Genomic DNA, 12932 nt, shown 5'->3' with positions numbered 1-12932 from the left:
TAAATAATAAGATTGATTAATATTTTTTAATTTCATATAATTATAATGTAATAAACCTATAGGGAGGTATAAAAATGGCAGAAGTATTAAGAAATCTTGAACCACAATCAGTTTTTCACTATTTTGAAGAAATCTCTAGAATTCCTAGAGGATCAGGAAACGAAAAGGCTATAAGTGATTATCTTGTAGACTTTGCAAAAAAGCATAACCTTGAGGTTATTCAAGATAAAGCTCTAAATGTAATAATTAAAAAACCAGGTACACCTGGATATGAAAATGCTCCAACTGTAATAATACAAGGCCATATGGATATGGTTTGTGAAAAGAATAAGGATAAAAGACATGATTTTGAAAAGGATCCTATTGAACTTAGAATAGTTGATGACTACATATATGCAAATGGAACAACTCTTGGTGCTGATAATGGAATTGCAATGGCATATGCACTTGCTATATTAGCTTCAAATGATATTCCACATCCACCAATTGAAGTTCTTCTTACTGTGGAAGAAGAAACAGGTATGGGCGGTGCAATGGCACTTGATGGAAAGAACTTAAGTGGTAAGATGCTTATTAACATTGACTCTGAAGAAGAAGGAAAACTTCTAGTTAGCTGTGCAGGTGGTGTTAGAACAACTCATAAAGTTAAGGCTACATATGTAAGTGCTGATAAGAACAAGGTAGCATATACAATCAGCATAAGAGGATTAAAGGGCGGACATTCAGGAATGGAAATAGACAAAGGCAGAGGAAACGCCAACAAGATAATGGGAAGAATTCTTGATGATCTTTTAAATACTATAAACTTTGACCTAGCTGAAATAAATGGTGGTTCTAAGATGAACGCTATTCCAAGAGAATGCGACGCAACTATACTTATTAATGAAAGCGATGTTCAAAAGCTACAAGATAAAATAGAAGAATGGGATAAGACTCTAAAGAACGAACTTAGAAGTTCAGATGCAAATGTGCATGTTTTTGTAACTAAACTTGAAAATGCAGTTGAAAGATGCTTTGATGAAGAAACAAAGAAAAAGGTTATTGCTTCACTTGTTTTAATTCCAAATGGTATCCAAACAATGAGCATGGCAATTGAAGGACTAGTTGAAAGTTCTACAAACCTTGGAGTTGTTGAAACAAGAGAAGATGAAGTTATATTCCAATCAGCTGTAAGAAGCTCAGTTAGAAGCTTAAAATACAACATATTAAATCAAGCAAAGAAGGTTGCTGAAGTTCTAGGTGCTGAACTTGTTGCAGATTCAGACTATCCAGAATGGCAATATGACCCAGATTCAAAACTAAGACAACTATTTATGGATGTATATAAGAGAATGTTTGGAAAAGATGCTGAAATAGTTGCAATTCATGCGGGTGTAGAATGTGGACTATTTAAAGAAAAGCTTGGAGAAGATGTTGATATGATTTCATTTGGACCAAACCTATATGATGTTCATACACCAGATGAACATATAAGCATCTCATCTGTAAAGAGAATGTGGGATTATCTACTTGCTGTCTTAAAGGAAATTAAGTAATAAAAGCTCGCCAAATGGCGAGCTTTTTACATGCACTATTTTATTATCCTTCTAGAATTTATTACCGCAAGTAAGGCTACTCCAACATCTGCAAACACTGCCTCCCACATGTTAGAAAGACCAAAAGCTGCTAAAATTAATACTAATACTTTAATTGATAGGGCAAGTATTATATTTTGTACCACTATTTTTCTTGTGTATTTTGAAATCTTTATAGCTTCATATACCTTTTCTATTTCATCAGTTGTTATTACAACATCTGCTGCTTCAATTGCTGCATCCTGCCCTAAAGCCCCCATAGCTATTCCAACATCTGAAAGCTTTAATACAGGTGCATCGTTTATTCCATCTCCAACAAAGGCAACTTTGCCATCTAGTGAATTTTTTATCACATTAAACTTTTCTACCTTATCTTGAGGAAGAAGTTCAAAGTAGTACTCATCTATTCCTAGCTTATCTGCTACATAATAAGCAGATGCTTTATTATCACCTGTTAATATAAATGTTTTGATATTCTGTTTCTTTAAATTATCAATAACCTCTTTTGCTGAACTTTTTATGCTATCAGTAACCTTAATAACCCCTGCTAAAACTCCATTTACAGCAACATAGACAGTGGTTAAATTAATATTTTCTTCTAAATTTATTCCTAATTGTCTCATTAACTTGGAGTTTCCTACAGCTACTTCCTTATCAAAAATCTTACCCCAAACTCCACATCCTGAAATTTCCTTAAAATCTTTTACTTCTGTTTTGTCTATTATATCTTTATACTCCTTTACAATTGATACTGCTATCGGATGATTTGAAAAACTTTCTAATAAAGCTGCATATTTCAAAACTTCTTCTTTACTAAATCCATTTAGTGGAACAATTTCTGATACTTCAAATCTTCCCCATGTTAATGTACCAGTTTTATCAAAAACTACCGCCTTTATTTCACAAAGAGCCTCTATAAAACTACTGCCCTTTATTAATATACCCCTTTTTGATGCAAGTCCAATTCCACCAAAAAAGCTAAGTGGAATTGATATAACTAGGGCACATGGGCAAGATACAACTAAAAAGACTAATGCTCTGTATATCCATCTTTTAAAATCTCCAAAGCCTAAAACAGGCGGAATAACAGCTAATATAAAGGCTAACCCAACAACTGCTGGTGTATAATATCTTGCAAATTTAGTTATAAAATTTTCAGTTTTTGCCTTTTTAGAAGCTGCATTTTCCACAAGATCTAAGATCTTTTTTACGGTTGAATTCTGATAAGTTTTTAATACTCTAACCTTTAATACACCTTCTAGATTTATACTTCCAGATAAAATATAACTTCCCTGTTCTACATAAGAAGGTATTGACTCTCCTGTAAGTGCAGCTACATCAAGAGAGCTTCTTCCATCTATTATAACTCCATCAACAGGAACCCTTTCACCTGGTTTGATTAAAATAATATCATCTAAGTTTAACTCCTCTGGTTTTACCTTTAATATTTCTTCACCTTTTACTAGGTTTGCACATTCAGCCTTTAAAGATAAAAGTTTTTTTATTGATTTTCTTGACTTATCTACAGCCATATCTTGAAGCGTCTCTCCTATTTTATAAAAAAGCATAACTGATATAGCCTCTGGTAGCTCTCCAATTAAAAATGCACCAAATGTTGCAACTGTCATTAAAAAATTTTCATCAAAAACTTGTCCCTTTAAAATATTCTTAAATGCCCTATATACAATATCCCCACCGATTAATACATACGATGTTAATGAAAATATTAATTTACTAGTACCATTTTTCATAAAAAGCATTGATATAAATAAGACTACTCCAATCAAATACTTTATAATAATCCCTTTATCAATTTTATCCTCTTTTTCTACTTCATCCTTAATACTTACCATATTAACATGAGATTCTATACCTTTTATTATCTCCTCTGCCTTTTTGGAAACTATATCAACATTTTCAGTTTCAATAACCAACTTTTTATTAACAAAATCTATACTTGCAAAATTCACACCTTCAAGTTCCTTTATCTTTTTTTCCATTTTGGCTGCACAATTAGCACATCCAAGCCCCTCAAGATAAAATTCATATTTCAAAACCCTCATCTCCCTTCATTGATATGTTCAAGCCCCTCTTTAACAATATCTTTTATATGTTCGTCATTTAGAGAATAATAAACAACCTTTCCTTCCTTTCTATATTTTACAAGCCTTGCCTGTTTTAGCACTCTTAATTGATGTGACACAGCAGATTGAGTCATATTTAGAAGAGCTGCTATATCACATACACACATTTCATGTTCAAACAGTGCATACATTATTTTTATTCTTGTACTATCTCCAAAAACCTTAAAAAACTCTGCTAAGTCAAATAAAACTTCTTCCTCTGGCATCTTCTTTTTAACTTCATTTACAATTTCATCATGTATTATATTGCAGGAACATGTATCTATTCTTTTATCCATAAATTCACCTCACTTGAACATATGAATAATTGTTCATATATTATTATATGCCAAGCCCCTTAAGTTTGCAACTAAAATTAATTATTTAAAATAACCTAGAAATCATTTTGTAATTAAGACTTTCCTATTATGCTCTTTAAATGTATGAGCTGTCTTTTTACATTTTCAAAAAGCTTAAGATTTAACGCTTCATCAATTGAAAACCAACCTATATCTTCATGGTTTTCACAATTTTCAAGTTCATCACTCTCTGCCCTTGCTAAATAAACAAAATCCTCATGATAGTGGTCTCCTAAATCCTCCAGCTGAACAAGAAAAGGTGTTGGCAGCGGAGTTGCCCTATCATCACCAAGTTTATCGTTAATATGTATAAACCTTATTTTAACTCCTGCCTCCTCTTTAGCCTCTCTTTGGGCTGCTTCATGTGTCAACTCTCCATCCTCAACATGCCCTCCAGGTGGAAGATACGTCTTTAGCTTTTTATGATAAAGAAGCAAAACTTCGTTCTTTGAATTCAAAATATACACCGCAACAGCTCTATGAAACTTCATAAACACTCCTCCCTTAAGTGCCACCCAGGTGAAATGTGACATTTCCCATTTTCACCCATTTGTTTTTAAATATCTTTCTTCGTTTTACATCCATTATTTTGAAGTGAACAAATAAAACAAAACCTACCCCATTGATTTTATCACTTACTGTTAGCTTTAGCAAATACTAACACTAAGTAGGAGACTTACAATATGTTTATTTAATCTAAAGTTTAAGGATAATATGCATAATGAAAAACAAATAATACATCATACATCATAAAGTGTTAATATTAACATTTCTACACTAGTTATATTTTTTTTGAATTTTATATTACAATTTTTGGATAATTTCACATTTCACCTGGGTGGCACTATATAAAATAGACTGTATGAGCTCATAATATATAGGAAGGAGGTTTTGATATGGTAAAGAAAAGACAACCTGTAGAAAAGCATGATACAGCAGCATGGGCAAATATAAAAAAGACAAAACCTGAATCTAATGTACCTATTCCCGATATAATAGACGTTGAAAACGCAAAGGAATATGTAGAGGAAAATAAAAAGTGACCCCAATTTAAGGGGCCACTTTTTTATTGCATTTCTGCAAGACGCTTGTAGGTTTCAAATTTTTCTTTAGCATGCTTTTCTGCCATTTTAAATAGCTCTTCTGCTCTTTCTGGGAAAGTATTCATCAATGATGTATATCTTATTTCACTCATTAGGAAATCTCTAAAGGATCCCTTTGGTTCTTTTGAATCAAGTATAAATGGATTCTTGCCCTGATCTTTAAGTTCTGGATTAAATCTATATAGATGCCAATATCCTGTTTCAACTGCCTTCTTTGCTTGATTTATTGTTGTTCCCATACCAGTCTTTATACCATGGTTAATACATGGTGAATATGCAATTATTAAAGATGGTCCATTGTAATTTTCAGCTTCAGTTATAGCCTTTAATGCATGGTTCATATTTGCTCCTAGGGCAATTTGAGCTACATAAACATATCCATAGCTCATTGCTATCATTCCAAGGTCCTTCTTTCTAATATTCTTTCCTGCAGCTGCAAATTTTGCAACAGCTGAGGTTGGTGTTGCCTTGGATGATTGACCACCTGTATTTGAGTAAACTTCTGTATCAAGCACTAGTATATTTACATCTATACCTTGGGCAATTACATGATCTAATCCTCCAAATCCTATATCATATGCCCATCCATCTCCTCCAATTATCCATATTGACGGCTTTACTAAATAATCCTTTCTTTCATATATTTGTTCTAATATATCATTTCCTTTAAAGTTTTCCTCCTTAAACGCTTTAAGCACCTTATCACTTGCAGCCTTTGATAGTTCTCCATTGTCTTTAACCTTCAACCACTCATCAAAGGCACTCTTAAATGGCTCGCCTATGTTTTCCTTAATTGCTGTTTGCATCAATTCTGCAATCTTATCCCTTATTTGTGCATATGCAATTGCAATTCCAAATCCAAACTCTGCATTATCTTCAAATAATGAATTTGCCCACGCTGGTCCCTTTCCTAATGCATTCTTAGTATAAGGAGTTGATGGTGCACTTCCTCCATATATTGACGAACATCCTGTAGCATTTGCAATAATCATTCTATCTCCAAATAGTTGAGTAATTAGCTTAATATATGGAGTTTCTCCACAACCTGGACATGCACCGTGGAATTCAAATAGAGGCTGTGCAAATTGACTTCCCTTTACAGTAAACTTGTTCATAACATTATCTTTAACCTTTACTTTAGTTGCAAATTCCCAGTTTTCTGCCTCTTTTTCTATTTGTTCTTCTGCACTCTTCATTACAAGCGCCTTACCAGGAGCTGGACATATATCTGCACAGTTGCCACAACCTGTACAATCATATGGACTTACTTGGATTCTGTATTGTAAATGCTCAAATCCCTTACCTGTTGCCTGCTTTGTCCTAAAGGTTTCAGGTGCTTTCTTTACCTCTTCTTCATCAAGAAGTATTGGCCTTATAACTGCATGCGGACAAACAAATGAACATTGATTACACTGTATGCATTTATCTAACTGCCACTCTGGAATTAAAACAGCAATACCTCGCTTTTCGTAGGCTGTTGTACCATTTGGATAAGTTCCATCCTCCATACCTACAAAGGCTGAAACTGGAAGATTATCTCCCTCTAGTTTTGCCATAGGTCTTAATATATTCTTTATAAATTCAGGTTCATCCTTTGTACTTATTTCTTCTTGGTCCTTAGCATCTGCCCAATTTTGCGGAACATCTACTTTTACAACACTTGCAAGTCCCTTGTCTACAGCTCTTTGGTTCATTTCAACTATATTTGCACCTTTTTTACCATATGTCTTTTCAATAGACTGCTTTAGATATTTTACTGCATCTTCTATTGGAATTATATTAGCAAGCTTAAAAAATACGGCTTGCATAATCATGTTTATTCTTCCGCCAAGTCCTATTTCATGTGCAATCTTAATAGCGTCAATTATGTAGAAGTTTATATTATTCTGAGCAATATACCTTTTAATCTTGGCAGGAAGTTTTTCTTCAAGTTCAGCAACATCCCAAGGACAATTTAATACAAATGTTCCACCCTTCTTTAATCCCTTTAATAAGTCATAGTTGTATATAAATGCTTTGTTGTGACATGCAATGTAATCAGCATTGTTAACTAGATACGGAGCCTTAATTGGTTCCTTTCCAAATCTTAAATGGGATACAGTTGTTCCACCTGATTTTTTACTATCGTAGGAGAAATAACCTTGTACATAAAGATCTGTATGCTCTCCAATTATCTTTATAGCTTGCTTGTTTGCACCTACAGTACCATCAGAACCAAGACCAAAGAATTTACAGCTTATTGTTCCCTTTGGAGTTGTTTCTATATCTTCTCCAACTTCAAGTGATGTATATGTTACATCGTCTAATATTCCAATTGTAAAGTTGTTCTTTGGATTTTGACTCATTAAGTTTTCATATACAGCTATTATTTGGGCTGGAGTTGTATCCTTTGAACCTAATCCATATCTTCCACCTATTATAAGAGGCTTATTTTCATAATCATAGAACATTTTAACAACATCAAGATATAGAGGTTCTCCTGCTGATCCTGGTTCCTTTGTTCTATCTAAGACCGCTATTCTCTTTACTGTTTTTGGTAGAACATCAAAGAAATATTTTGATGAGAATGGTCTATATAGATGAACTTTAATTAATCCTACCTTTTGTCCTTTTGACATCAAATAATCTACTACCTCTTCTGCTGTATCACATACTGATCCCATTGCAACTATAATATATTCAGCATTTGGATCACCATAATAATTAAAAGGCTTATAGTTTCTTCCTGTAAGTTTATTTATCTCCTGCATGTAGTAATTTACTATGTCAGGTACTGCATCATAGAACTTGTTTGCAACCTCTCTTCCTTGGAAGTAAATATCTGGATTTTGAGCAGTTCCTCTTGTAACTGGATGTTCTGGATTTAAAGCTCTTTTTCTAAATTCATTTAATGCATTGTAGTCTATAAGTTTTTTAAGTTCATCATATTCTAAAAGTTCAACCTTTTTTATTTCATGTGATGTTCTAAATCCATCAAAGAAGTGCAAGAATGGAACCCTTGATTTAATTGCTGAAAGGTGTGCTACTGCCCCAAGTTCTATAACTTCTTGAGGGTTGTTTGAAGCTAGTAGTGCAAATCCAGTTTGTCTTGTTGCCATGACGTCTTGGTGATCTCCAAAAATTGACAAAGCATGAGCTGCTATTGCTCTAGCACTTACATGGAAAACACCTGGCAGAAGCTCTCCTGCTATTTTGTACATGTTTGGAATCATAAGTAGAAGCCCCTGTGAAGCTGTATAGGTAGTTGTTAATGCTCCACCTTGCAAAGAACCATGTACAGCACCAGCTGCACCAGCTTCTGACTGCATTTCAACAACCTTTACTCTCTGTCCAAATATATTTTTCTTCCCATTTGCAGACCAATCATCTACAAGCTCTGCCATATTAGATGATGGAGTTATTGGATAAATTGCTGCTACTTCGGTAAATGCATAGGATATGTAAGCCGCAGCGGTATTGCCATCCATTGTCTGTGTCCTTCTAGGCATAATATAACCTCCTTATAAATATCTAGAAATTATTTTTTTCAATAATCCGCTGTTTATACAGCAGCTTTTTATATATTATATCAAAAGAAAATTATTATTTAAAGAAATTTGTTATATTTTAATTTATTTTAATATTTCATGCACATTGAAACATTAAGAAATGATGAAGGATATAAAAAATGGTTCTATAATAAATGTTGGGGCGTAGCCCCAGCATATTTTTTTACAAAAAAATATGCACCTGTTTAGATGCCTGATAAAATAAATTATATACAACAACATATCACCCGAAAGGAGGCATCCAACAAGTGCACACTAATAGTTCTATCAAAAATTTACTCGATTTTAAATATGTTATTATAAACTCAACGCATTAAGCACCTTCCTTTATTCTTAAAACCTACTATTCTTGTTATTAAAAAACGTAGGTATCGTTGTAATTCGTGTGGTAAGAGATTTAGCGAATTAGCTATCGCCCATACATTAAAAGAAAAACTATTAAAAATTACCGAAACTGCATCTTCTTCTGCAGAAGCTCGTGCTTTATTAAAAGAATGGATAAAACTTGCTCAAAATAGTGGTCTTAAGGAATTCCAAAAATGTGCTGATAATTATATTAGATATTTTGACTGCCATTGATATTTTTGCCACGCAAATTTTTAGATAAACTCCCTCAAAACCAATCTATCTTTCTAAAATCTTTCTCAAATAAGAAAGGACAGGCATTCTAAGCAAATACCCACCCTTAGCTTTGACAAAGAGTCTTAGTTGTTCTATCTTTTTATTTATCTCAATTCTTTCTGCTTCATTTAATTCATTATCCTTTACTCTTTCAACTAAGCTTCTCATTATGTGTAGTTTTTCTTCTATCAAATCAAGCATCTTTATTCTGTATTTTACCCATTGTAGTCCTTCTTTTAGGGTTCTTTTTCATCCATTTTATCACACGCTTATATCTAATATTTTGCCAAGGTTTGAGTCTATGCTTTTTTGAATCATCTTTATAGTTTCATCGGCTGTTTGTTTTCCTGTGTCCATTGCAAGTTTCATTACTGCAAGGCTGGTTTCCTGTACTACCTTTGCTTGATTAAGATTAATTGATAGGGCGGCTATGTCCATAGTAACGCCTCCTTAAGTATTGATTTTTAGCAAATTAGTTGATTAATGATTATCATTGTGTTAATTCCATTATTTTCCGCAATTCCATTTTCACCTATGTGACACTATTGGGTAAATAAAAATTATTTAACATACACATAACAAGTTTTTGTTATTGAAGGATTTTGCACTGATACAACTTTTATTACTGCTGTTCCTTTTGATACAGCTGTAACTTTTCCTGTTTCATCTACTTTTGCTACAGATTCATTACTACTAATAAAGTAATAATCTTTTATTGAAGCATTGGTTGGATATACTGTTACTGTTAATGTGTCTGAACCTCCTACTGCTAAATTCATAGTTGTTTTATTCAAACCTATTGATGTTACAGGTGTTTGTATAACAGTTACTTTTATTGTAACTTTATAATCTCCATCTACTGCTTTAACTGTTAAGTTTGCTGTGCCTAAAGCCTTTGCTAATGGCTTACCATTTACTATTGATAATACAGATGGATTGTCACTTTCATAAGTTACTGTTTTTATTGTTGCATTTGTTGGATTATAAGTTATAGATGGTGTATAAGTTGAACCTAATTTAACATAAAAATTTGAATATGGTGTTGATATTCCTTGTAAATCCACTGGAACTGTTACATTTATCACTTTATATACATTTGGATTTGTTTTACTTGATACTTTTATTCTTACTGTGCCTGGTGCTTTTGCTGTAATTATACCATCTTGACTTACTTCTGCTACAGTAGGATTACTACTTTCCCATATTAATGTCTTATCTGTTGCATCTGCTGGTAATACAGTAGTTTCTATAGCTTCTGTCTTTCCTGCTTTTATCATTGTTGATGTTTTATTTACAGTTAAACTTGTTACTGGTTTTACTACATATACTGTTAATGTTGCTGTTTCTGAAGGGTTATCAGTAGATGTTATAGTTATTGTAGCTTGTCCTACTGATTTAGCTACTAATTTACCATTATATACGTCTACTATGCTACTATAATTTGATGACATTGTAAATGTTCTATAAGTAGCATTTGTTGGATTAAATATTACATATGGTATAGTAGATGAACCTACATTCATATAAATATTATCTTGTTTTAGAGATACGCTTTGTACTTCTACTGGAACTTGTACTTTTATATACGCTGCTATTTTTGGATTTGCTTTGCTTGATACTTTTACGTATGCTACTCCTGTTGTTACTGGAATTACTATTCCTTCGTTTGTTACTGTTAGTATTTTGGTGTTGCTGCTTTCCCAATTTAATTCAGGGGTATCTATCCCAAGTGGATAAATGTTTAGAATTTGTTTTAAATCATATGTTTGTCCGCTTCTAACATCTATTGTTGTTTTTGTAAACTTCATAGCTGTTAAACTTTTTGGAGTTGTTTGGCTTTTTACTATGTCTTGTACTATTACTACATTGTATCCTGTGCCATTTAATCTTGGAATTGTTGTTTGTGCATATCTATAGCTTGTTAATTGTGGAAGATATATTTTTAAAGTATTAATAGCCGAGCTAAATGTTCCTTTATATGCAAATTTAACACTCGTTTTATTTTCATCTAATGCTTTCTTTAAATATGTCGCTAAATCATCTATAGTATCTACTTTATCTAATATTTGGTCTCCATATAAACCTAAATATTTAGATGTATCACTGCCATATACATTTACTATATATTGGTCAAATGGAATTGTTGAAGTTGCTGGTGATATACTTGTTTGTATATGGTCTTTTTTAATTTCTTCTGTTCTTAAATTAAAATAGTCATATCTAACATTTCCATTTTGTAAATCGTCCCAAGTTAAATCTACATGATACCAATTTCCATCTAAATTTACCATATTCCATGCATGACCAACTTTTTTACCATTTTGATATGCATAACCTAATACTATCTTTGAATCTATGCCTGCCTCTCTAAACATTATATCTGCTAACATAGCATACCCATTACATACTGTTTTATGTTCTTGACTAAATAATGCTTTATATGCATCATAACTATTATAAGTATAATCATAATCAACATTTTGTATAATCCAATCGTGTATTGCTTTTTCTTTTTCTAATGTATTCATATTTTCATTTATGATATTTGGTAATACTTCTCTAACTTTTGTTACTACTTGATTATATTGTTCTTTTGTAAGATGTCTGTTAAACTGAAGATTATATACTACATCTGAGCCATTAATTGTGTATGAGCCTTCCCAACCCTTTGTACTGTTTCCATACTCTGGTATAATATATGCAGCATCTTTTAGCCAACTATTTACTGTAGATGAAGATAGTCCTTTAAATGTGTAAGTACCTGTTGTATCTAAATTTAATGCATCTGTTTTTAAAGCATTATATAAATCATCTTTTGTTGTTATAGTGTAAGTTCCAGCAAATGCTGTGTTTGACAATAACGTCAACGATAATAGTAAAGAAGATAAGAATTTATATTTTTTGTTCACCAAAACACCACCTTTAAAATTTTAATGTATTATATAATATAATTATATATATTAATTAACAAAAATCTATACTTTCTTGAATCATCTTTACAGTTTCATTAGCTGTTTGTTTTCCTGTGTCCATTGCAAGTTTCATTACTGCAAGGCTGGTTTTCTGTACTACCTTAATTGATTAAGGTTAATTGATAGGGCGTTACTATGTCCATAGTAACGCCTCCTTAAGTATAGATTTTTATAAGATTAATTGATTAGTTAGTTTTATTATGTTAATTCCATTATTTCCCTCACTTCTATTTTCACCTGGGTGGCGCTAGTAGGTATTATGGTTACTTTAAGAATTCAAATGTGCAACCCCATTAAATTTCTAATTTGCATTTGCAACAGTTACAACACATGTTGCTGTCTTTCCTCCATACTTTGCTGTTATTGTTGCTTTAAATCCTACACTTGCTGAAGGTGATACTGTCACTTCTCCATTCCCATTTACTGTTGCTACTGATGTACTATTTGTTGTATATATTATTCCACTTTCCCTTGTTACTTCCTTTGTACTTCCATCCGACATTGTTGCTATTACTTTTAGCTGTTCTGTCTCACCTGGTGCTTTGCTCACCGATGATGGTTCTATTCTCAAACTGCTTATGGTAGTAGTTGCATTTGCAACAGTTACAACACATGTTGCTGTCTTTCCTCCA

The 12932-nt window shown here is 32.5% G+C and carries 12 protein-coding genes; 3 read left to right on the top strand and 9 right to left on the bottom strand.

All coding sequences use genetic code 11. The annotated features are described in order from the left end of the window. Positions 1-74 precede the first annotated feature (74 nt). The gene (locus tag TCEL_RS03065; RefSeq protein ID WP_018661009.1) at positions 75-1535 is read left to right on the top strand and encodes an aminoacyl-histidine dipeptidase; all 1461 of its coding nucleotides are present in this window, start codon (positions 75-77) and stop codon (positions 1533-1535) included. A 35-nt stretch (positions 1536-1570) separates the two neighbouring features. On the opposite strand, the gene TCEL_RS03060 is transcribed toward TCEL_RS03065, so the two are convergent. The 3 genes from TCEL_RS03060 to TCEL_RS03050 all read right to left on the bottom strand — a co-directional run bounded on the left by TCEL_RS03060 (position 1571) and on the right by TCEL_RS03050 (position 4547). Continuing rightward, positions 1571-3637 (bottom strand): heavy metal translocating P-type ATPase, encoded by a 2067-nt coding sequence (locus TCEL_RS03060; RefSeq protein WP_040683732.1) that lies wholly within the window; start codon positions 3635-3637, stop codon positions 1571-1573. Further along, positions 3634-3996, bottom strand: a complete 363-nt coding sequence (locus TCEL_RS03055; RefSeq protein ID WP_018661005.1) for an ArsR/SmtB family transcription factor — start codon at positions 3994-3996, stop codon at positions 3634-3636. Before TCEL_RS03055 ends, TCEL_RS03060 begins: the two co-directional genes overlap by 4 nt. A gap of 113 nt (positions 3997-4109) precedes the next feature. Further along, the gene (locus tag TCEL_RS03050) at positions 4110-4547 is read right to left on the bottom strand and encodes an NUDIX hydrolase (protein ID WP_018661004.1); all 438 of its coding nucleotides are present in this window, start codon (positions 4545-4547) and stop codon (positions 4110-4112) included. A gap of 405 nt (positions 4548-4952) precedes the next feature. Here TCEL_RS03050 and TCEL_RS13140 point away from each other — a divergent pair, with 405 nt between their 5' ends. Beyond that, the gene (locus TCEL_RS13140; protein ID WP_018661002.1) at positions 4953-5099 is read left to right on the top strand and encodes a CDIF630_02480 family spore surface protein; all 147 of its coding nucleotides are present in this window, start codon (positions 4953-4955) and stop codon (positions 5097-5099) included. Between the two features lie 23 nt (positions 5100-5122). Here the strand turns inward: TCEL_RS13140 and nifJ are convergent, their stop codons facing one another. Continuing rightward, a complete protein-coding gene (nifJ, locus tag TCEL_RS03045) occupies positions 5123-8647 on the bottom strand; it encodes a pyruvate:ferredoxin (flavodoxin) oxidoreductase (RefSeq protein WP_018661001.1) in 3525 nt (1174 codons plus the stop codon). A 372-nt stretch (positions 8648-9019) separates the two neighbouring features. On the opposite strand from nifJ, the gene TCEL_RS14375 reads away from it, so the two are divergent. Then, the gene (locus tag TCEL_RS14375) at positions 9020-9286 is read left to right on the top strand and encodes a transposase (RefSeq protein WP_084739350.1); all 267 of its coding nucleotides are present in this window, start codon (positions 9020-9022) and stop codon (positions 9284-9286) included. A gap of 45 nt (positions 9287-9331) precedes the next feature. On the opposite strand, the gene TCEL_RS03040 is transcribed toward TCEL_RS14375, so the two are convergent. The 5 genes from TCEL_RS03040 to TCEL_RS03030 all read right to left on the bottom strand — a co-directional run. Beyond that, positions 9332-9529: a hypothetical protein gene (locus tag TCEL_RS03040; RefSeq protein ID WP_018660999.1), complete on the bottom strand. Its 198-nt coding sequence runs from the start codon at positions 9527-9529 to the stop codon at positions 9332-9334. 60 nt (positions 9530-9589) lie between these two features. Beyond that, positions 9590-9766 carry a YjfB family protein gene (locus TCEL_RS13130; protein ID WP_018660997.1) on the bottom strand — a complete coding sequence of 59 codons (177 nt, stop codon included), beginning with the start codon at positions 9764-9766 and terminating at the stop codon, positions 9590-9592. 122 nt (positions 9767-9888) lie between these two features. Continuing rightward, positions 9889-12237 carry an Ig-like domain-containing protein gene (locus TCEL_RS12745; protein WP_018660995.1) on the bottom strand — a complete coding sequence of 783 codons (2349 nt, stop codon included), beginning with the start codon at positions 12235-12237 and terminating at the stop codon, positions 9889-9891. A gap of 55 nt (positions 12238-12292) precedes the next feature. Further along, positions 12293-12361 carry a hypothetical protein gene (locus TCEL_RS14370; RefSeq protein ID WP_423219074.1) on the bottom strand — a complete coding sequence of 23 codons (69 nt, stop codon included), beginning with the start codon at positions 12359-12361 and terminating at the stop codon, positions 12293-12295. Positions 12362-12601: 240 nt separating this feature from the next. Beyond that, positions 12602-12932 (bottom strand): Ig-like domain-containing protein (locus tag TCEL_RS03030; protein ID WP_040683731.1); only part of this gene is annotated, 331 nt, incomplete at its 5' end.

Source organism: Thermobrachium celere DSM 8682 (assembly GCF_000430995.1).
GTDB lineage: Bacteria > Bacillota > Clostridia > Clostridiales > Caloramatoraceae > Thermobrachium > Thermobrachium celere.
Note: the sequence above shows the minus strand (reverse complement) of the source record. Positions and strands in the feature narration are given on the sequence as shown.